We start from the raw sequence: 19,397 nt of genomic DNA, 5'->3' as shown, positions 1-19,397 counted from the left end.
GCGCCGGTGACCTTCTGACGTCCCCGTGACGGGAGGTCACCAGCGGTGGTGCACCTGGGCGCGGATCCTCCGGTCATACAGGTCCCGTACGGCCCGCAGCGTCGCCTCGGGCAGCGCCGGCAGCGCGGCGGCCTCCGCGTTGGCCCGCGCCTGCTCGGGCGAGCGGGCGCCGGGGATGACCGCCGTCACGCCCGGCTGCTGGATGACCCAGCGCAGCGCCGCCTGCGCGGGCGAGACCCCCTCGGGAGCCAGCGCCGCGAACTCCGCCGCCGCCTCCACCCCGGAGGCGAAGTCGATGCCGGAGAATGTCTCGCCCTGGTCGAAGCGCTCGCCGTGCCGGTTGTAGGACCGGTGGTCGTCCGCGGGGAAGACCGTGTCCTTGGTGTACCTGCCCGACAGCAGCCCCGAGGCCAGCGGGACCCTGGCGATGATCCCCACCCCCTTGTCCGCCGCCGCGGGCAGCACGCGCTCCAGCGGCTTCATCCTGAAGGCGTTGAAGATGATCTGTACGCCGGCGGTGCCGGGCCGCTCGATCGCGGTCAGCGCCTCGTCGCAGGTCTCCACGCTCACCCCGTAGGCGGCGATCCCGCCCTCCTCGACGAGCGTGTCGAGAGCGTCGAAGACGGCCTGCGAGGAGTAGACGGAGGTCGGCGGGCAGTGCAGCTGCACCAGGTCCAGCCGGTCGACGCCCAGGTTCGCGCGGGACCGGTCCGTCCAGGCGCGGAAGTTGTCGAGCGTGTAGAGAGCGGGGTCCAGCGCGACCCTCCGGCCCATCTTGGTCGCCACCAGCACGTCCGCGTCGGGACGCTCGCGCAGGTAGGCGCCGATCAGCTGCTCGCTGCGGCCGTCGCCGTACACGTCGGCGGTGTCGAAGAAGGTCACGCCCGCCTCGACGGCCGCGTCGAGAACCGCCAGCGCGTCCTTCTCGGCGACCTCGCCCCAGTCGGCGCCGAGCTGCCACGTGCCCAGGCCGACGACGGAGACGCGCCGGCCTGTCCTGCCGAATGTCCGCTGTTCCATGCGCCCAGCATCAAGCGCACCCCGCTGACCTGTCCAATCGCCCGCCTGGGGAGCTCCTCGCCGGCGGGCGGCGCTCCCCATGCGGTCAGGCGAGCGCGGACAGGCAGCGTTCCACCACACAGCTCGGCGGCCCGCGGCCGCTCACTTTCCGATGCCGTCGGCGAGGCCTTTGACGATGTAGCGCTGGCCGAGGAAGAACAGCAGCACCACGGGAAGCGCCGCGATCATCATCCCCGCGAACACCACCGGGTAGTCGGTGCCGTGCTTGCTCATCAGGCTGGTCAGCCCGACCGGCAGGGTCTGCACGCCGCTGCCGCTGGTGAAGACCATCGCGAAGAGGTACTCGTTCCACGCGAACAGGACGTGCAGCATGATCGTCGAGGTGATGATCGGCTTGCTCATGGGGAGGATGACGCGCCAGAAGGCGGTCCAGCGGCCCGCGCCGTCCATCTCCGCGGCCTCGTCCACCTCGCGCGGGAGGTCGATCATGTAGGCGCGGATGAGGAAGGTCGTGAACGGCACGCGGAAGGCGGTGTACAGGATGAGCAGCGCCCAGAAGCTGTTGTAGAGCCCCATCGCCTGGAACATCTTCACCAGCGGCACGAGCGCCACGGTGGGAGCCAGCATGAGCCCGCCGAGGATGGCCGCGGTGACCGCCTTGGGGAACGGGATGCTGACGCGGGTCAGTCCGTAGGCGGCCCACGCGCTGACGAAGACGGTGGCGATCGTCGAGGTGACGGTGACCAGCACGCTGGTGGTCAGGTAGTCGTCGACCCCCCTGTTCCACGCCTTCCGGTAGTTGGCGAAGCTCCAGTCGACGGGCAGCGCGAACGGGTCGCCGAACAGCTCGGCGTTCGACTTGAACCCGTTGAGGACCATCCACAGCAGGGGATAGACCACGACAACCGCGAGGGCGAGCAGGAAGGCCCACATGAACACCCGCGCGACCAGGCCGAGAAAGCTCAGTCGCCTCACCAGTCCACCCTTCTCTTGCGCGTGAACCACAGCTGCGCCATGGCGATGCCGAGCGTGATGACGAAGATCAGCGTGGCGATGGCGGCGGCGTAGCCGAAGTTGTTGCGCACGAAGCCGCTGCGGTACAGCCACGTGCCCATGACCTGGGTCGAGTTGTTCGGGCCGCCGCTGGTCATGACCATGACCTCGTTGAACACCTGGAACGCCCCGGAGATGGTCACCATCGTCATGAGCCCGGTCATCTCGCGCACCAGGGGCACGGTCACGTGCGTGAAGCGGCGGACCGGTCCGGTGCCGTCGATGGCCGCGGCGCCGTACAGCTCGGCGGGGATGCGCTGGATGGCGACGGCGAACAGCAGCGTGGAGTAGCCGAAGCCCTGCCACTGGCTCATCGCGATGACCGCCGGCATCGCCGTGCTCTCCTGGCCGAGCCACGAGTGGTCGAACCGGCCCAGGCCCACCGCCTCCAGCGCGTGGTTGAGCGGGCCCAGGCTCGGCTCGTAGATGAAGTAGAACAGCAGGCCCGCGACGGTCAGCGAGATCGCCGAGGGGATGAAGTAGACCGCCCGCAGGCCGCGCCGCCACCTCTCGCTGCGGATGCTCTCGATGAGCGCGGCCAGCACGAGCGCGCCGAAGACCTGGAACACGATCGAGATCACCGCGTACAGCAGGTTGTTGCCGAACGACGACCAGAAGACGGGGTCGTCGAGCAGCCTGCGGTAGTTGTCCAGGCCGACGTACTCCTGGCCGCCGCTGTAGATGTCCCACTTGAGGGTGCTGAACCCGATGTTCTGCGCGAGCGGCAGGTAGACGAACACCCCGACCAGCACGAGGGCAGGGGCGACCCACGCGAGCCCGGCCGCCCGGCGAGTGACGGCGCGCACGGCTACCGGGCCGTCCGGGAGGCCTGGCGCACGCTCTCGAGCACCTGCTCGGGGGTCCGGCCGCCGCTGATGAGGGCCTCGCCGCCGGCCAGCCAGGCGTCGGCGACCTCGGGGACGGTGACCATGTCGAGCCAGCTGGCCAGCCGGGGCGCGGCGTTGACCAGCTCGATGCCCTCGAACACCGCCTTGCTGGACGTCTCGGGCGTGACGGCGCCGACGACGGTGCTGGGCTGGCCGTACGGGGGAGAGGAGAGGACCTTGGCGTTCTCGACCTCGGTCACGAACTTCATGAAGTCGACGGCGAGCGCGGCGCGCGGCGACCTGGCGTTGATCAGGTAGCCCTCCGGCGCGCCCTCGATGACCTTGGGGTCGCCCGCGGCGCCCGAGGGGACGGGCAGCGGGAAGATGCCGAAGTCCTCGGGGGTGAGCCCCCGGCCGGCGGTCGTGCTGTCGAACTCCAGGATCTCCTGGTAGTACATGGCGGCCTTGCCGTTGGCGAACGCCTCCTGCGCCGAGGTGTACAGGACGCCGTTGGTGCCGCTGCCGGTGTCGGTGCAGTCGGTGACGAGGGTCTTGAACTGCTTGAGCGCGGCGAGGTAGCCGGGGTGGTCGAGTTTGGCCGTGGCGGGGCGGACGTCGGCCTCGCGGGTCTCGCCTGGCACGTCGTAGGCGAACAGCTGCTGCAGGTAGTGCAGCGCGGGCCAGCCGTCCTTGTTGCCGAACGCGATCGGCTCGTAGCCCGCCTTGCGCAGCGCCCGGCAGCTGCCGACGAGCTCCTCGAACGTGGTGGGCACCTTGACGCCCGCCTTGGCGAAGGCGGCCTTGTTGTAGCCCATGAACTTGCCGTTGTTGTAGAGCGGGATGCCGTAGTACTTGCCGTCGAAGGCGAAGGCGGACAGTGAGGACTCGCCGAAGGTGCGACCCCACTCGGTGCCGGGGCCGATCACCTTCGTCAGGTCGGCCGCCCTGCCGCCGCGGACGAAGTTCTCCGCCCAGTTGCCCGTCCAGGTGAAGTAGACGTCGGGCAGCGCGTCGGAGGCGGTCAGGGTCTTGGTCTTGTCCTTGATGCTCTGGTCGGTCTCCTGGATGAGCTCGACCTTCACGCCAGGGTGCCGCTTCTGGTAGGCGGCGGCGAGCTTCTCGAAGTACGGGCTCAGCGGATCGCCCGCGAACTTGGTGAGGACGCTGAGCGTGCCGGAGAAGTCCGGTTTCGCCGCGACGTCGGCGGCCGGAGCCGGCGCCGTACCGCCTGAGCAGCCGGTGAGGGCGAGTGACCCGGCCAGTACGGCCAGCGTCGTCAATGGGCGAGGACGCATGGGCTTCCTTTCTCTCGGAGTGCCTCGGCACCTCGGATCCGCGTGGTGAGGGCCGACTGTACAGCCGATCTGATACCGGTACCAGAGGGAAGTCGAAAAGATCTTCCTTCTCGGCTCGCCACCTCTGACCTGCTGAACAGTTGACGGAGAAGGTTGCGCTGTGCCAGCGTGATCCCCGCGTGATACCGGTATCAGGTCGCGTCACTCCCGAAAGGACCCGAACATGCTCGGCTTCAACGAGCCCGAATTCCTCTCCCAGCTGGCGAGCGCCGTGGCCCTGCGCCCGCGGATCGAGGAGGTCGCCGACCGCCTCGTGGAGGAGGGGTTCGACAACCTCCTCCTGGTCGGCGCCGGCGGCACCTACGCGCAGATGTGGCCGTACGAGCACCTGGCCAGGCGTTCGTCCCGCCTCGCCGTACGGGCGGTGATCGCGGCCGAGCTGATCGCCTCGGGCGACGCGGGCCTGGGCGAGCGCACCGCGGCGATCTTCACCTCGGTGACGGGCACGACCGACGACAGCGTCCGCGCCATCGAGTACTGCAAGGCCAAGGGCGCCTACACGATCGGTTTCACCGGCTACCCCGACTCGCCCGTCGCCACCAAGGTCGACGTCGCGCTCGTCTCCGAGCCGAAGGCCTGGCCGTTCGACCCCCAGATGCTGCTGTTCATGGGACGCCTGCTGTCGCGCAGGGGCGAGTTCGACGGCTACGACAAGCTCGCCGCCGAGCTCGCGGGCATCCCCGGCGTCCTGCTCGAGGTGGCGAAGCAGGCCGAACCCGTGGCCGCGGCCTTCGCCGAGGCCCACCAGGACACCGACTACCACTTCCTCGTCGGCGGCGGAAACCTCTGGGGCTTCACCTACCTCTACTCGATGTGCATCCTCGAGGAGATGCAGTGGCTGCGCACCACGCGGGTGCACAGCGCCGAGTTCTTCCACGGCTCGCTCGAACTGCTCGAAGAGGACACCAGCGTGATCGTCTTCCAGGGTGAGGACGAGACGCGCGCCCTCACCGACCGCGTCGAGTCCTTCGCCAGGCGCATCTCCAAGGACGTCACCGTCTTCGACACCCGCGACTACCCGCTCGACGGCATCAGCCCCGAGTTCCGCGGCCTGCTCGCGCCCCTCGTGCTCGACACCGTGATGGGCAGGGTGAGCAAGCACCTGGAGCGGGTCCGGGACCACTCACTCGACCTGCGCCGCTACTACCGCGTCATGGACTACTGAGCCTCCATGAGAGTCCTCGGCTTCGGCGACAACATCGTCGACCGGTTCGTCGACCGCGGCATCGACTATCCGGGCGGCAACAGCGTGAACGTCGCCGTCTACGCCGGCCGCCTCGGCGTCGAAGCCGCCTACCTGGGGGTCTTCGGCGACGACGACCTCGGCGGCTTCCTCCGCGAGTCGATCGCCGCGCAGGGCGTCGCCGTCGACCACTGCGTCGTACGGCAGGGCGAGACCGGGGTCTCCACCCTGCGCGTCGACGACGGCGACCGGGTCTTCCTCGGCTGGAACGGCGGCGGCGTCACGGTCCGGGAGCCGCTCGCGCTCGACGGCGAACTGCTCGACCACGCCTCGTCCTTCGACCTGGTGCACTCCAGCGTCTACTCCCGCAGCGAGAGCGAGCTGCCCAAGCTCGACACGCTCGTGAGCTTCGACCTGTCGAGCGAGGAGGACTACCGCGCCCCCGCCTACCTCGACCGCGTCTGCCCGCACGCCGACCTGGTGCTGCTCTCGTGCTCCCACCTCGACGAGGGCGCCACCCGCGCGCTGCTCGCCGACGCCGTACGGCGGGGCGCGGGCCTGGCGCTGGCCACCCGCGGCGTGGCGGGCGCGATCGCCCACGACGGCCGCGTGACCGTCGCGGCCCCGGCCCGCCCCGTCGCGCAGGACGCCGTCGTCGACACCATGGGCTGCGGCGACGCCTTCCTGGCCGGCTTCGCCGTCTCCCTGCTGCGCGCCGGGTGGACGGCCGGCCGGCGACCGTCGGAGCGCATGATCGAGCGGGCCCTGCACGACGGCGCTGACAGCGCCTACCGGCAGTGCTTCGTCGAAGGCGCGTTCGGCCACGGGCGGCCCGTCGAACGGCGGGCCCTGGCTAGCATGTGGCCAGGCTCCGAACGCGAGAAATGAGGGACGTCATCCATGCCAGCTGACCGGGGCCGCGCGGCGGGACCGCCGACGATCTCCGAGGTGGCCGCCGAGGCCGGCGTCGGCCGGGCCACCGCGGCCCGGACACTCGGCGGGTACGGATACGTCAGCCCCGAGCTGCGGGAACGGGTGCTCGCCGCCGCCGAGAAGCTCGGCTACCGGGCCAACGCGCTGGCGCGCAGCATGTCGACCGGCGTCAGCCACACCCTCGGCGTGATCGTCGCCGACATCGGCAACCCGTTCTTCGCCGGCGTGGTGCGCGGCATCTGCGACACCTCCCGCGCCAGAGGCTTCGACACGATCGTGCTGAGCACGTACGAGGACCTCGACGAGGAGGTCGCGGCGACGAACGTGCTCATCGACAAGCGCGTCGACGGCTTCATCGTCGCCTCGGCGGCGATCGGCAAGGGCGAGGTCGCCCACATCAAGGCGGCGGTCGAGCGGGGCATCCCCGTCGTGCTCGTGGACCGCGCGGTCGCCGCCCTCGACCTCGACGCCGTCGTCATCGACAACCGCGACGCGGCCAGGGAGGCGGTCGAGGCGCTGATCGCGGCGGGCCACCGCAGGATCGGGTTCGTGTGGGGGCCGCCCGCGCCCGAAGCGCCCGCGACCAGGCGCGGGCTGCTGGCCGAGGCGTCGCGCAACCTGTGGACGGACGGCGAGCGGCTGCGCGGCTACCTCGACGCGCTCGACGACGCCCGCATCCCCTTCGACCCCGAACTGGTGATGGTCGGGCCCAAGACCGAGGAGCGGGCGACCGAGGAGGTCACCCGCATGCTCGCCCTGCCCGACCGCATCACCGCCGTCTTCTGCACCGAGACCGACGCGGTGACCGGAGCGCTGCGGGCGCTGCGGACGGCGGGGCTGGCCTGCCCGCGCGACGTGGCGCTGATCGGGTTCGACGACAGCTCGTGGGCGGCGGTCATGGAGCCGCCGCTGACGATGATCGAACAGCCGGTGCACGAGCTGGGGGCCAAGGCGGCCCAGGTGCTGCTGGACACGATCGGCGGCGCGGAGCCGCGCGGCGAGATGCACACCCTGAGGTCGCGACTGATCGTGCGCTCCTCGGTCACCCCACCGATGGCGCCCTGAGAACGGGCCGGGCGCTCCTCGGCCGGCCCGCCGGCGGCCGGCCGTTCACGCGTCTTCCGGCAGCTCCCGAGTAACGCCAGGGGATCCGGTCACGGACGGCCGCGACCGCTGCGGCAAAGCATGCCAGGCGGACGCGCGGAGCCGGTAGGAGGTCGCCTTGGCCTCGTCGTAGGCCGGCGTCGGCTTGCCTTCGAAGGCGCGCAGGGCGCGGTCGTACTGCGCTGTCCTGAACTGCAGAACGGCACCGGCGAAACCGCTGTAGACGGTCATGCGTTCCTCGCGCAGCCGGGCGGAGATCGTGAACTGTTCGGCCCGCTGGGTGGCTCTCTGCTGGAAGAGGTAGGTGACGAGGGAACCCAACAGCGTTCCCCCGATGGCGATGAGCCCCGCTATGACGGCTTCCATGGGGACAGTTGATCACGGCGCCTTTGTCGGCGCCTCCCGCACGACGTCTAGGGTGGGTGAACGTGACGACGGAACGATGGGCACTCGGCGGCGATCTGAGCGTCGCGAGGATCGGCTACGGCGCGATGAAGCTGACCGGTTGGCCGAAAGGCGACCGGCCCACCCGGGAGACGGCCCTGGCCATCCTGCGCCGGGCGGTCGAACTCGGGGTGAACCACATCGACACCTCGCACTACTACGCGCGCGACGGCGTGGCGGCCAACGAGCTGATCAGGGAGGCGCTGCACCCCTACCCGGACGACCTGGTGATCGTGACCAAGGTCGGGGCACTGGTCGAGGGCTCCGACCTGGCCCTGCCCGCGGCGGAGAAGACCGGTCTCACCCCTGACAACCTGCGCCGCGGCATCGAGGCGAACCTGCGCTCGCTCGGCGTCGACCGCCTGGACGTGGCGAACCTGCGGCTGGGCGACCTCGACCGTGCCGTGACACCGCCGGCCGGCCCCCTGGAAACGCTGTGCGCGCTGCGCGACGAGGGCCTGATCCGCCACCTCGGCGTCTCCAACGTCACCGCCGCCGAGCTCGCCGAAGCCCGCACGATCACGCCGATCGCCTGCGTCCAGAACCTCTACAACCTGGCCAGGCGTGACGACGACCCGCTCGTCGACGCCTGCGCGGAAGCGGGCATCGCCTACGTCCCGTTCTTCCCGGTCGGCGGTTTCCAGCCGATCACGACCGAGCGCCTGGACGCTGTCGCCGCCCGCCACCGCGCGACCGTGCCGCAGGTGGCGCTGGCCTGGCTGCTGGCCCGGTCACCGAACATCCTCCCGATCCCCGGCACCGGCTCCCTGGAGCACCTGGAGGAGAACGTCGCCGCGGGCACCCTCGAGCTCAGCCCGGAAGACATCTCCACTCTGGAGAATCCGGCCGGACAGTGAGACGATCTTCCGTGTGCTCCCCCTCCGCCGGGTCGCGGCCGGTCTCCTGATCGCTTTCTTCACCCTGAGCCTGTTCGGGTTCGACATTCTCGTCGACCCGGTCGGCTGGCTCCTGGTCGTCCTCGGGCTGTCGAGCATGAAGGCCGGGAACGACACGGTGTTCGGCCCGGCCCACGCGAGCGCCGTGGTGGCGATGGTGCTGTCGCTGGCGATGTTCGTCGGGCTCGGCCGGTTCCTCTTCATCGGCCTCCTGCACAGCATCGCCGTCATCCTCACGATCTGGTTCATCGCCGACGGGATCGTCAAACGCGCCCGCGCCCAGAACGACCCGCCGACGGCCTCGACGTTCGACACGCTGCGATGGGTGGTCACGGTCGCCCTGTCCGCCGAGCTTCTTTCCGGCTACGTGATCCCCGGGACGCCCTGGGTGGCGCTCGCCGCCCTCGTCGCCGCCATCTGGTTCGTGGTGCAGCTCTACCGCTACGCGGACCAGCCGTACCTCACACCCGGCCCCCGAGGACCCGTCGCGGCCTGAGCGCGTGCCGGTCAGGCGACGAGCCGGCAGACCCGTACGAGTCGCGGCCCTGCGGCCGGGGCCGGGCGGGTGGACGGCCGGCGGACTGTTCGGGCACGCCGTCGCGTCCGGCTCCTGGCCCGGACCGTGCCGTGGCGCCGCCCCGGACTTACGCGAAGCGGCGGGCCGTACCGCGGGAGTCACCTCAGCCGGGTGACGCCCGGTTGGCGTGATGGCGGTGCCATGGGGGGATACAGGTCTCAGGAGCGCCCGTGAACACCGCCACAAGCCGCACCAGCCGGACGCGGACCTGGATCGCCCGCCTCTCTCTTGTCACGGCGGCGGCCGCCGCGGTGATTCCGATGGCCTCCGCGGGGCTCCGCAGCATCACGCTCCTCGGCCTCGGAGTGGCGGGGCTGGCCCTTACCGTCGCCGCGCTGTGGTGGGCGCTCACCCATCGCGGCGTGGCACGCGCGTGCGCGGCCGTGTTGGTCATCGCCGTCCCCGTCGCCGTGCTCGTCAGGTATGCGATCGTCGGGATGCTCGGGCCGGTGGTCATGTCGGGCGTCCTGATGATGCTGGCCGTGCTCACCGGCCGGGTCGCTCTCGGCATGGGCTCCGAGCCTGCCTCTTCACGGGAGTTCCCGGCGCTCCCGCTCAGGCGTCCGTTCCTGATCATGAACCCACGCTCGGGCGGGGGAAAGGTGAGCGCGTTCGACCTGGTGGCCAAGGCGCGAGAACGTGGAGCGCAGGTCGCGCTTCTCGACCCGGCCCATCACCAGGACGTGACCGAGCTGGCGCGCAAGGCCGTGGCCGAAGGCGCGGACCTCCTGGGCGTCGCGGGTGGCGACGGAACGCAGGCCCTGGTGGCCGCTGTGGCGGCCGAGCACGGCGTCCCTTTCATGGTCATTTCCGCGGGCACCCGCAATCACTTCGCCATGGACCTCGGGCTGGATCGGAACGACCCCTCCACGTGCCTGGCAGCGCTCGACGAAGGCGTGGAGATCCGCGTCGACCTGGGACGCATCAACGATCGGGTCTTCGTCAACAACGCGTCCTTCGGCGCCTACGCGGCCATCGTGCAAAGCCCCGCCTATCGCGATGACAAGACGCACACCACCTTGGAGATGCTGCCCGAACTCCTTACGGGTCAGCGCGGCCCCCGCCTCACCGTACGGACCGACACCGTGACCGTCGAGGATCCGCAGGCCGTACTGGTGAGCAACAACCCCTACCACGTGGGAGACCCCGCCGGCCTCGGCCGTCGTGCCCGCCTGGACTCGGGGGTCCTCGGCGTCCTCAGCGTCAAGGTGGACAACGCCGTGCAGGCCGTCGGCCTGATCCGCAGGGGCCGGTCGGGCGGGCTGACCTCGCTCACCGCCCGCGAAGCCGTCATCGATGCCGACGTGCCGGAGATCCCCGTGGGGGTCGACGGGGAGGCGCTCATGGTCGCGACCCCGGTGCACTGCCGTATCCAGCCTGGGGTCCTGCGCGTGCGCGTACCGGCCGGCAGCCGACGCGGAACGGCCCGCGCCCGGCCACGCCTGGACTGGCGCCGGCTGTGGCACCTGGCCGTCTCCCCACGACAACACCAGTCCCCATGACACGCGCGCATCACGCCGGCGAGGACTCGTCTGAGGGTGAGGAATGTGTGGTGAAGGGTGTCGAGGGCGCTCAGGTCGTGATGTCGGTCTGGTTCCCGCCGGACGCGGGAGGCGACTACTCCGTGAGCGTGTCCACCTGGCCCTGCGGCCGTTGCTGAGGTCCGCCGACGTGTTCGGCGCACAGGCAGCCGACGCCCTTCTCGATCCACTCCTGCCCGTCCCATTCCGGGTGGCGCGCGATCATCAGGGCCGTGACTTCCTCTTTGATCGTCTCCTCGCTCATGGCCGAGTCGCGGCGTACCCAGGTTTCGTCGCGCAGCAGCTGGAGATAGTCGCGGACATCGGCCAGCAGCTCCGGGCCGCCGATGTCGCCGTGGCCCGGGACCACCACTCGCGGGCTCTGCTCGGCCAGTCGCTGCATCACCGCGATCCACCGGATGCCGGACACGTCGGTGTCGTGTGGCGGGAACCACGGGAAGATCGCGAACTGCCCTGCCTCCACGAGGTCGCCGGTGAACATCACCCCGGCGTCGGGCACCGTGATCACCTGGTCGCCCTTGCTGTGCGCCCGTCCGGTGGCCCGCAGCCGTACCACCCGGCCACCCAGGTCGAGGTCGTAGGAGTCGTCATAGACGACGTCCGGCGTGGCGAGTGCGACGCCCTCCAGCTGCCGGGCGACCGGTTCGCCGAGTCCCTTGAACATGTCGAGGTAACCGGGGCCCTTCGCGGCCAGGTCTTCGGCTTGCGCGCGGTTGATCAGGAACGTCGCCTCCCCCGCGAACACCTGGGCGCCGAAGGCGTGCTCGGGGTGGAAGTGTGTCGTGGTCAGGTACAGCTTGCGGCCGCGCGCGTACGCGGTGGCGAACTCGAGGACGGTTTCCGCGTTGCCTGGACCCATCCCGGTCTCGACGACCAGGACGGTCACCGCCGTCCCCCTGGCCGACATGCCGCCCAGCCCCCTCGTCGTCGCCTGGAAGAGCGCCAACGACAACCCGTTGATCCGCTCGCTCACCCGCATCGCCACGGCCGTCTTTCGTCAGGCGCGGGGTTGACCTTCACCCGATCGGGCCCTGGACCGATGCCGCCCCCGGGCGGGTCGCTCCCGGTGGGTGACCACAGACCTGGACAAGGAGACGCTGCGGGTACGGCGGGGCCGTCGACGTCCGAGGCCGGAACCGGCCGTGGTGACCGCTACTGAAGGGCCCATGACCCGAGTGAGCTCAAGGTCTGCGAGAGGTGCCGGCTCTCTACTACGTGTGTGGACAAGGCTGACCCATCCACCTGATTCCGTCTCGACGTGAGCCGGAACCCTGGTGATCTTCCCTTTGGGACCTTGCCATTACTGGAGACCTCGCTGATCAGGCGTACCTGGAAGGTCTCCAGGGGCAGTTCCTGCCCCTGCTCGGCGCACAGGGCCGCGAACACGTCGGCACCGTCACGGATGCCAGAACGGTCCAATTCTGGCGGTGGAGCGTGTCCGGGCTTTGGCAGGTCGAGATCGATGACCACGAGGTTGACGGCCTGCTCTGGGAACCGGGCGCGGAGGGGGACGAGCCCTCCGAAGAGGCCCACTGAGACTAAAACTGAGACTGGACAGGACGAAGGGGCCGACTGGGTATGGTCGGCCCCTTCGCGTTTTACTGCCTCAACCAGGCGCGGAGGATGGGGGATTTGAACCCCCGATAGGTTGCCCTATACACGCTTTCCAAGCGTGCGCCCTCGGCCACTAGGCGAATCCTCCGTCGAGAAGCTTACCGGACTCTTCACACTGAAGAGACCACCATTCAACGTGAGCGAGCACTGCCGTACGGGGCTAGACTGTCGGAGGACCCCTCGCGCGGCGTCATCCTGTGAACCTCCCCAGGGCCGGAAGGCAGCAAGGATAAGCGGGCTCTGGCGGGTGCGCGAGGGGTCTCTTCATTGGAAGCCCCCTCCCAGGCGGGATGGTCGCATGAGTCTTGCGCTTTACCGCAAGTACCGGCCCGGAACCTTCGCCGAGGTCAAGGGTCAGGAGCACGTCACCGACCCCTTGCGGCAGGCACTGCGCACCGGCCGGATCAACCACGCCTACCTGTTCAGCGGTCCTCGGGGCTGCGGTAAGACGTCCAGCGCCCGCATCCTGGCGCGCTCGCTCAACTGTGAGAAGGGTCCGACGCCCGACCCCTGCGGCGAGTGCGAGTCCTGTGTGGCGCTCGCGCCCACGGGTCCCGGCCACCTCGACGTCATCGAGATCGACGCGGCGTCCCACGGTGGCGTCGACGACGCGCGTGACCTGCGCGAGCGGGCGTTCTTCGCCCCCGTCTCCGCGCGCTACAAGATCTACATCATCGACGAGGCGCACATGGTGACCCGCGAGGGTTTCAACGCGCTGCTCAAGCTCGTCGAGGAGCCTCCGCCGCACCTGAAGTTCATTTTCGCGACGACGGAGCCGGAAAAGGTCATCGGCACCATCAAGTCGCGTACCCACCACTACCCGTTCAGGCTGATGCCGCCGGCCACGCTCAAGGCGCTGATGGAGGAGATCCTCACCTCCGAGAGCGTGCCGTTCGAGCCGGCCGCCCTGCCGCTGGTCGTGCGCGCGGGCGCGGGGTCGGCGCGTGACTCGCTGTCCATCCTCGACCAGTTGCTCGCGGGCGCGGAGGACGACGGCATCACCTACGCCAAGGCCGTGTCCCTGCTCGGCTACACCGACGGCGACCTGCTGGACGAGGTGGTCGGCGCCTTCGCCAAGCGTGAGGGAGCGGCGGTCTTCCAGACGGTCAACAGGGTGATCGAGGGCGGCCACGATCCCCGGCGGTTCGCCGCCGACCTGCTCGAGCGCTTCCGTGACCTGGTCATCCTCGCCAACGTTCCCGAGGCGGCCTCCAGCGGGCTGCTCGACCGCCCCGCCGACGAGCTCGACCGCCTGGTGGCCCAGGCGGCCTCCATGGGCCCCGCCGAGCTGACCCGCGCGGCGGAGGTCTTCAACGCGGGACTCACCGAGATGCGCGGCGCCACCTCGCCGCGGCTGCTGCTGGAGCTGATGTGCGCGCGGGTGCTGCTGCCCGCCGCCGCCCAGGGGGAGGCGGCCCTGCTGGCCCGCCTCGAACGCCTGGAGCGCGGCGGGGTCGTCGCCCAGATGGCCGCCCGCTCGTCTTCCGGTACGGCAGGCGGCCCCGCGGCCACGGTTCCCGGCCCTTCCTCCCGCGCTTCCGCCGGTGACTCTTACGCCGGTGGCGGACCCGTTGGAGGCGGCGCGGCTGCCGGTGATCTCGCGACGAATGGCCCGGCTTCGAGCGGCGCGAGGCCGGGCGGCGCGGTCATGGACGGCGCCCCCGCGGCCGGTGCCGCTTCCGCTGGTGCCGCTCCAGGGGGTCATGCTTCCGGTGGTGCCGCGTCGGGCGGTCACGCATCGGATGGTGCGGCGTCGGGTGGTGCCGCTTCCGGTGGGGTCACCGGGGGCGACGTCGACTGGCCCGAGCCCGTGCGGCCAGGAGCACCCGCGCAGCAATCCGAGCCCGTCCACCACGCTCCCACTCCTGCCTCCGCCCCTGCCGCGACGGGCAGCGGCGTCGGCCCGCTCCAGCAGCAGTGGCCCGCCGTTCTGGCCGCGCTGAAGAAGCGCAGCATCGTCGTCTGGGCGAACGTCAACACCAACGCCCAGGTCGTCGGCGTCGAGGGAAACCTGGTCACGCTCGGGTTCAGCCAGGTCGGCGCGATGAAGAACTTCACCGGTGGCGGCAAGGACGCCGTCGTGGCCGGGGCGCTCGGCGACGTGCTGGGCGGCACGTGGCGGGTCGAGGCCGTCGTGGGCGGCGCGCCCGTTCCCCAGGGCGGCCGCAACGCCCAAGCCGGCCCCCGCGTGCCGGGCGGCCCTGGCGCTTCGGGCGGTCCCGCCTCGGGCGGTGCTGTTTCGGGCGGTCCTGCGGCGGGCGGTTGGGACGCCTCGGGTGGGTCCATGGGCTCCACGCAGCCGGACGGCTCGGCGATCCAGAGCGGCCAGGGCGGCGGTCCCGGCGGCTTCGGCGGTGCCGGCGGTCCCGGCAACGCTGGTGGGCCGGGCGGAGCCGGTAATGCGGGCGGACCCGGCGGTCCCGGCAGCCCCGGTGGTCCGGGCGGAGCCGGTAATGCGGGTGGTCCCGGCGGACCTGGCGGCGTCGGTGCTTCCGGCGGGGTCGGGCCGGGCGGGGCTGGTCCCGGTGGCCTCGGGCCTGGCGGTGCCGGGGTTTCCGGCGGTGCAGGTCCCGGTGGTGGTGGGTTCGGCGGTCCCGGCGCTGGTGGGGCGAACGGGCCTGGTACTGGTGGGGCCGGCGAAGCCGGCGCTGCCGGTTCCGGTGGATTCGGTGGACCAGGCGGTGCCGGTGGGCCTGCCGGTCCTGGTGGACAGGGCAGCCCTGGCGGCCCCGGCGGTTCCGGGGGTACTGCCGGTGGCGGGCCGGCGGGTGGCGGGCAGGGCGACGTCTCGGGCGGCCCGCAGAGCGGCGACCGGCCGGGCGGCGGCGAGGCTCAGGGCGACTGGTCAGGCGGCGCGGGCCAGTCGGCCGGGGCCGGATCCGACCAGGCGTCAGGGTCGGCGGCACAGGCCGCCGGCGACACGGGCGGGGCCGGGGAGCGACTCACGACCGACGAGTCGTGGCCCCAGGCGCCCGACGACCACGACTACGGCACGCCGCCCATGCCCAGTCCCGCCCAGGCGACCAGCCGTACATCCAGCCCTGGACTGGCCGCGGCGAGGTCGGCGGCGCAGGCGGCCGCGCAGGCAGGCCCGCGCCAGCCCACATCGCGGCAGGGCGGCGGAAAAGCCGGCGGGCAGGCGGGTGGCTGGCCCGACGCGATCCCGGGGCGGAACCGCGGCTCGGAGGTCGACGAGGTCGATCCCCTCAACGACGCCGACGCGGACGTCGACGAGCTCAGCGGCATGGCCCTCCTGCAGCGGGAGCTCGGCGCGCAGATGATCGGCGAGATCGACCACACCTGACCGGCCCGCGGTTGACCCGGGAAGCTCGACTTGCCAGGGAGGTCGCGTCGGGCCCTGTCGGAGCCGGGGCGGAGGTGCTGGAGCTCGAGCCGCCCGCGGCGGTCGGGTCGAGACCGGGCAGGGAGTGGAGTGGCCCGGTGGTGGGGGACATCGGCACTCGGGCAGGCCGCCGGGCGAGGGGGCGTTGACGGCTCGGACCTCGCCGACAGGCGCTGGAGCGGTGAGACGCACGGACGGCTGGGGCTCGATCGTGCCGTGCCGATCGGCATGTTCCGGGATACCGGTCCTGCGATCCGCACGGGATTCCGGTCCTGCGGTCCGCGTGGAGCCGTTGATCAGAGGGGGCGGCGCCCGTCAGGCAGGGGCCGGGCGTCCGTCGGTCGAGACGCGGTGACCGGAGAACGCGAGCGTGAAGGCGCCGTTCGCGGGCAAGGTGAGCGACTGCCGGTGTCGTGGAGGACGGTTCAGGAGGACCGCGGTCAGGGGGACAGGCGGGCGCGGGCGGCGGCCGCGCGGTGGTCGCTGGAGGGCAGGGTGGCGGCCACCCGTTCCAGCACCTGGGGGTCGTCGCGGCCGTTGGTCGTCTGCGCGTACGCCCACAGGTCGTCGGCGGTACCGCCGGTGAGGAGGCTGGCGCGTACCTGCACCTCGAGCTCGTCGCGCGCGCACCTGATCTCGGGCGACTCGGAGCGGGGCAGCAGCGGCCCCGTGTAGGCGCGGGCCACGGCGGCGGGGTCGTTGCCGGCGAGCAGCCGCTTCAGTTCGAGGAAGTCGGCGGCCACGGGGACGAGCAGCCGGTACGGCTTGGCCGCGACCGCCCCGCCGAGCTGGGCGCGCAGGCGGTAGATCTCGGCGCGAATGGTCGCGGGGTTGCCGTCGTCGCCGTAGAGGTGACAGGAGAGCTGCTCCGAGGTGAGCCCTCGCGGGTAGAGGGCCAGCAGGGTGAGGATCTCGGCGTGTCGCAGGGAGACGGTCATCGTGTGGTCGCCGTACCGGACCGTGGGTTGTCCCTCGCCGAGGAAGGTGAGCCGCAGCGGCAGCGCCTCCGGCCGTTCGCCAGGGAACAGCAGGTACCCGTCGAAGAACGGTTCGAGGATCCCGTCGGGGCAGACCGTGGTGCCGGGTTCGGGGAGCCGGATGCGGGAGCCGAGCAGGCCTCCCGGGTCGCCGGACAGGACCCGCCCGGTGGCGGTGACCAGGACGCCGGAGCGCCGCATGAGGGAGTCGTAGCGGCGGCGCAGGCGCTCGTCGCGTTCGTGCATCATGAGCGCCAGCTGCGCCTCGGCGAGCTTGGCCGTGGTGTCGACCAGCGCGACGGTGGCGGGGTGGAGGCTGCGGGTGGTGCCGCTCACGTCGACGCAGCCGAGGACGCCGCCGCTGTCGGGGTCGAGGATCGGCGCCGAACTGCACGACCAGCAGTGGAGCACGCGCAACAGGTGCTCCGCCGAGTAGACGTGGACGGGTCTGCGGGTGGCGAGGGCGGTGCCGATGCCGTTGGTGCCCACGGACATCTCCGACCAGTGGTGCCCGTCGGCCAGTCCGACCAGGTCGGCGCGGCGCATGGTGCCGGAGTCGCCGTCGCGCCACAGGATGCGGCCCTCGGCGTCCGTCACGATCATGATGTGCGCGGACTCGTCGGCCATCCGCTTCAGCGTGTGCGCGAGCATGGGCAGGACGGGCTGAAGGGGATGCGCCTGGCGGACGTCCTTGATGAGAGAGCCGTCGTAGACCAGCGGCGCCGCCTGGCTCTCGGGGTCGACGCCGGCCTCCATCGAGCGCTGCCAGGAGGCGTTGATCAGCTGGCGCGGCGCACCGACCCCTGTCTCCAGGATCCGGCGTAGCCGCCGACCGTAACTCATTGGCCACTCCAGGTAGTCATGCTGTACGGCGAAGCATCCGTGTTATCACCTCTCTCGCGCAAGCCGTTCGGGGGATTGCTAAGGGTGATTGATCGCTCGCAACGTGTGTGCAACGTTGTGGGCGCTAGCTTCCTCCCATCACGCCGGCGTGGCGCGGCCGCTCCTGTCGGCGTGATGGCCGGGTCCCGGACGCTGGAGGGGGGCTGGGACCCGGCCATGACGCCGCGATCGTCGACAAAGTCGCAACGCATGTGCCCACCAGTACATGTCGGCGCTCAGACACCGTAGGCTCGTGACAGTTATGAACGCGGAGCCGACGAGGAGCGCACGAAGGTGAACCCAGGGGATGTCAACCTGCAGCAGCTGCTGGAGCAGGCTCAGCTCATGCAGCAGCAGCTCGTGAGCGCCCAGCAGGAGCTCAACGATGCGCAGATCGAGGGCTCGGCCGGGGGCGGTCTGGTCACGGCTGTCGTCAACGGATCTGGCGAGCTGCTCGAGCTGAAGATCAATCCGAGCGTCATCGACGCCGACGACCCGCAGGACACCGCCGACACGATCGCCGACCTGGTCATCGCGGCCGTTCGCGACGCCGTACGCGCGGCGTCCGACCTGCAGCAGGAGAAGCTGGGCCCGCTGGCCCAGGGGCTCGGCGGCGGTGGTCTCGGCCAGCTTCCAGGGTTCTAGGCCATGTACGAGGGGGTCGTCCAGAACCTGATCGACGAGCTGGGGATGCTCCCGGGCGTCGGTCCCAAGAGCGCGCAGCGGATCGCCTTCCACCTGCTGGCGGCCGATCCCGTGGACGTCAAGCGGCTGGCCCACGCGTTGCTCGAGGTCAAGGAGAAGGTCCGGTTCTGCCGCGTGTGCGGCAACGTCGCCTCGGAGGAGGAGTGCCGGATCTGCCGCGACGCGCGGCGCGACCCCCAGGTGATCTGCGTGGTGGAGGAGTCGAAGGACGTCGTCGCGATCGAGAAGACGCGCGAGTTCCGCGGCACCTACCACGTGCTCGGCGGGGCGATCAGCCCGATCGACGGCATCGGCCCCGACGACCTGCGCATCCGTGAGCTGATGACCCGCCTGGCCGACGGCCGGGTGACCGAGCTCATCCTCGCCACCGACCCCAACCTCGAGGGGGAGGCGACGGCGACCTATCTCGCCCGGTTGGTGAAGCCGATGGGCGTGAAAGTGACACGACTGGCCAGCGGCCTGCCTGTGGGCGGTGATCTCGAGTACGCCGACGAGGTCACCCTGGGCCGCGCGTTCGAAGGACGGAGGCTGCTGGATGTCTGATCAGTGGAGCGCTCTCGCCGACGAGATCGCAGGGCACGCGCAGAACTATCTGGACGGCCTGAGCAGGGTGGCGGGCGGAGAGGGCGGCGACGCCATCTGGTCGTTGCTGCTCGTCGAGGTGGCGCAGGTGAGCCTGGCCGGCGCCCAGCTCGGCGCCAGCCAGGACATCATCCTGTCCGGCAACTGGGAGCCGCCGCTGAGCGAGGACCCCGACGTCGACGGGGTCCGTACGGCGCTGGCCGAGCGGATGGAAGCGGTCGACGACTACGTCGAGGTGTTCGACCCCTACAAGGACACCGCCGTCACGCCGTACCGGCTGTCCGACGACCTGACGGCGGTGGCCGCCGACCTCATCCACGGCCTGCGCCACTACCACGCGGGGCGGCCGCTGGAGGCGCTG

At 71.0% G+C, this 19,397-nt stretch carries 16 protein-coding genes, 1 tRNA gene, 1 other RNA gene and 1 pseudogene; 11 read left to right on the top strand and 8 right to left on the bottom strand.

The annotated features are described in order from the left end of the window. Positions 1-36 precede the first annotated feature (36 nt). The 4 genes from ABZX22_RS37180 to ABZX22_RS37165 all read right to left on the bottom strand — a co-directional run bounded on the left by ABZX22_RS37180 (position 37) and on the right by ABZX22_RS37165 (position 4,195). The gene (locus ABZX22_RS37180; protein ID WP_354919099.1) at positions 37-1,020 is read right to left on the bottom strand and encodes an aldo/keto reductase; all 984 of its coding nucleotides are present in this window, start codon (positions 1,018-1,020) and stop codon (positions 37-39) included. 141 nt (positions 1,021-1,161) lie between these two features. After that, complete coding sequence (locus ABZX22_RS37175; RefSeq protein WP_354919096.1) at positions 1,162-1,995, bottom strand: carbohydrate ABC transporter permease; 834 nt, start codon at positions 1,993-1,995, stop codon at positions 1,162-1,164. Then, positions 1,992-2,879, bottom strand: a complete 888-nt coding sequence (locus ABZX22_RS37170) for a sugar ABC transporter permease (RefSeq protein ID WP_354919093.1) — start codon at positions 2,877-2,879, stop codon at positions 1,992-1,994. Before ABZX22_RS37170 ends, ABZX22_RS37175 begins: the two co-directional genes overlap by 4 nt. Positions 2,880-2,881: 2 nt before the next feature. Continuing rightward, the gene (locus tag ABZX22_RS37165) at positions 2,882-4,195 is read right to left on the bottom strand and encodes an extracellular solute-binding protein (protein ID WP_354919090.1); all 1,314 of its coding nucleotides are present in this window, start codon (positions 4,193-4,195) and stop codon (positions 2,882-2,884) included. Between the two features lie 223 nt (positions 4,196-4,418). Between ABZX22_RS37165 and ABZX22_RS37160 the strand changes: the two genes are divergently transcribed. Genes ABZX22_RS37160 through ABZX22_RS37150 form a run of 3 tightly spaced genes read left to right on the top strand, consistent with a single transcriptional unit; the run spans position 4,419 to position 7,436 of the window. Further along, positions 4,419-5,420 (top strand): SIS domain-containing protein, encoded by a 1,002-nt coding sequence (locus ABZX22_RS37160; protein ID WP_354919087.1) that lies wholly within the window; start codon positions 4,419-4,421, stop codon positions 5,418-5,420. 6 nt (positions 5,421-5,426) lie between these two features. Continuing rightward, positions 5,427-6,326, top strand: a complete 900-nt coding sequence (locus ABZX22_RS37155) for a PfkB family carbohydrate kinase (RefSeq protein ID WP_354919084.1) — start codon at positions 5,427-5,429, stop codon at positions 6,324-6,326. Between the two features lie 12 nt (positions 6,327-6,338). Next, positions 6,339-7,436 (top strand): LacI family DNA-binding transcriptional regulator, encoded by a 1,098-nt coding sequence (locus ABZX22_RS37150; protein WP_354919081.1) that lies wholly within the window; start codon positions 6,339-6,341, stop codon positions 7,434-7,436. A gap of 45 nt (positions 7,437-7,481) precedes the next feature. Here the strand turns inward: ABZX22_RS37150 and ABZX22_RS37145 are convergent, their stop codons facing one another. Next, positions 7,482-7,841, bottom strand: a complete 360-nt coding sequence (locus ABZX22_RS37145; RefSeq protein ID WP_354919079.1) for a hypothetical protein — start codon at positions 7,839-7,841, stop codon at positions 7,482-7,484. Positions 7,842-7,903: 62 nt separating this feature from the next. Here ABZX22_RS37145 and ABZX22_RS37140 point away from each other — a divergent pair, with 62 nt between their 5' ends. The 3 genes from ABZX22_RS37140 (at position 7,904) to ABZX22_RS37130 (ending at position 10,894) form a co-directional block, all read left to right on the top strand. Continuing rightward, positions 7,904-8,776 carry an oxidoreductase gene (locus ABZX22_RS37140; protein ID WP_354919076.1) on the top strand — a complete coding sequence of 291 codons (873 nt, stop codon included), beginning with the start codon at positions 7,904-7,906 and terminating at the stop codon, positions 8,774-8,776. Between the two features lie 13 nt (positions 8,777-8,789). Then, entirely contained in the window at positions 8,790-9,311 is a 522-nt protein-coding gene (locus tag ABZX22_RS37135) for a hypothetical protein (protein ID WP_354919073.1), read from the top strand. 251 nt (positions 9,312-9,562) lie between these two features. Continuing rightward, on the top strand, positions 9,563-10,894 hold the full coding sequence (locus ABZX22_RS37130) for a diacylglycerol kinase family protein (RefSeq protein WP_354919070.1): 1,332 nt from the start codon (positions 9,563-9,565) through the stop codon (positions 10,892-10,894). 115 nt (positions 10,895-11,009) lie between these two features. On the opposite strand, the gene ABZX22_RS37125 is transcribed toward ABZX22_RS37130, so the two are convergent. Together ABZX22_RS37125 and ABZX22_RS37120 are read right to left on the bottom strand one after the other, a co-directional pair. Next, a complete protein-coding gene (locus ABZX22_RS37125) occupies positions 11,010-11,912 on the bottom strand; it encodes an MBL fold metallo-hydrolase (protein WP_354919297.1) in 903 nt (300 codons plus the stop codon). 638 nt (positions 11,913-12,550) lie between these two features. After that, positions 12,551-12,635 (bottom strand) — tRNA-Ser (locus tag ABZX22_RS37120). A gap of 83 nt (positions 12,636-12,718) precedes the next feature. Here ABZX22_RS37120 and ffs point away from each other — a divergent pair. Both ffs and ABZX22_RS37110 read left to right on the top strand, forming a co-directional pair. Beyond that, positions 12,719-12,814: signal recognition particle sRNA small type (gene ffs / locus ABZX22_RS37115), an RNA gene on the top strand. A 31-nt stretch (positions 12,815-12,845) separates the two neighbouring features. Further along, positions 12,846-14,657: pseudogene (locus ABZX22_RS37110) on the top strand (DNA polymerase III subunit gamma and tau); the annotation flags it as partial. A gap of 1,673 nt (positions 14,658-16,330) precedes the next feature. On the opposite strand, the gene ABZX22_RS37105 reads toward ABZX22_RS37110, so the two are convergent. Then, positions 16,331-17,710 (bottom strand): GAF domain-containing protein, encoded by a 1,380-nt coding sequence (locus tag ABZX22_RS37105; protein ID WP_354919068.1) that lies wholly within the window; start codon positions 17,708-17,710, stop codon positions 16,331-16,333. 333 nt (positions 17,711-18,043) lie between these two features. Between ABZX22_RS37105 and ABZX22_RS37100 the strand changes: the two genes are divergently transcribed. The 3 genes from ABZX22_RS37100 to ABZX22_RS37090 form a co-directional block, all read left to right on the top strand. Beyond that, the gene (locus ABZX22_RS37100; RefSeq protein WP_354919065.1) at positions 18,044-18,394 is read left to right on the top strand and encodes a YbaB/EbfC family nucleoid-associated protein; all 351 of its coding nucleotides are present in this window, start codon (positions 18,044-18,046) and stop codon (positions 18,392-18,394) included. A 3-nt stretch (positions 18,395-18,397) separates the two neighbouring features. Next, the gene (gene recR / locus ABZX22_RS37095; RefSeq protein WP_354919062.1) at positions 18,398-18,997 is read left to right on the top strand and encodes a recombination mediator RecR; all 600 of its coding nucleotides are present in this window, start codon (positions 18,398-18,400) and stop codon (positions 18,995-18,997) included. Then, positions 18,990-19,397: DUF5063 domain-containing protein (locus tag ABZX22_RS37090; RefSeq protein WP_354919059.1), on the top strand; the 408-nt coding region annotated here is incomplete at its 3' end. The genes recR and ABZX22_RS37090, both read left to right, overlap by 8 nt.

Source organism: Nonomuraea sp. NPDC003804 (genome assembly GCF_040610675.1).
Classification (GTDB): Bacteria; Actinomycetota; Actinomycetes; order Streptosporangiales; family Streptosporangiaceae; genus Nonomuraea.
This window is presented reverse-complemented; position numbering and strand designations above follow the sequence as displayed.

Excerpts from the sequence above, each read along its gene's own strand:
- ABZX22_RS37155 (WP_354919084.1), top strand. The coding sequence starts at position 5,427 with ATGAGAGTCCTCGGCTTCGGCGACAACATCGTCGACCGGTTCGTCGAC.
- ABZX22_RS37145 (WP_354919079.1), bottom strand. The coding sequence starts at position 7,841 with ATGGAAGCCGTCATAGCGGGGCTCATCGCCATCGGGGGAACGCTGTTG.
- ABZX22_RS37160 (WP_354919087.1), top strand. The coding sequence starts at position 4,419 with ATGCTCGGCTTCAACGAGCCCGAATTCCTCTCCCAGCTGGCGAGCGCC.
- ABZX22_RS37165 (WP_354919090.1), bottom strand. The coding sequence starts at position 4,195 with ATGCGTCCTCGCCCATTGACGACGCTGGCCGTACTGGCCGGGTCACTC.
- ABZX22_RS37105 (WP_354919068.1), bottom strand. The coding sequence starts at position 17,710 with ATGAGTTACGGTCGGCGGCTACGCCGGATCCTGGAGACAGGGGTCGGT.
- ABZX22_RS37150 (WP_354919081.1), top strand. The coding sequence starts at position 6,339 with ATGCCAGCTGACCGGGGCCGCGCGGCGGGACCGCCGACGATCTCCGAG.
- recR (WP_354919062.1), top strand. The coding sequence starts at position 18,398 with ATGTACGAGGGGGTCGTCCAGAACCTGATCGACGAGCTGGGGATGCTC.
- ABZX22_RS37125 (WP_354919297.1), bottom strand. The coding sequence starts at position 11,912 with ATGCGGGTGAGCGAGCGGATCAACGGGTTGTCGTTGGCGCTCTTCCAG.
- ABZX22_RS37180 (WP_354919099.1), bottom strand. The coding sequence starts at position 1,020 with ATGGAACAGCGGACATTCGGCAGGACAGGCCGGCGCGTCTCCGTCGTC.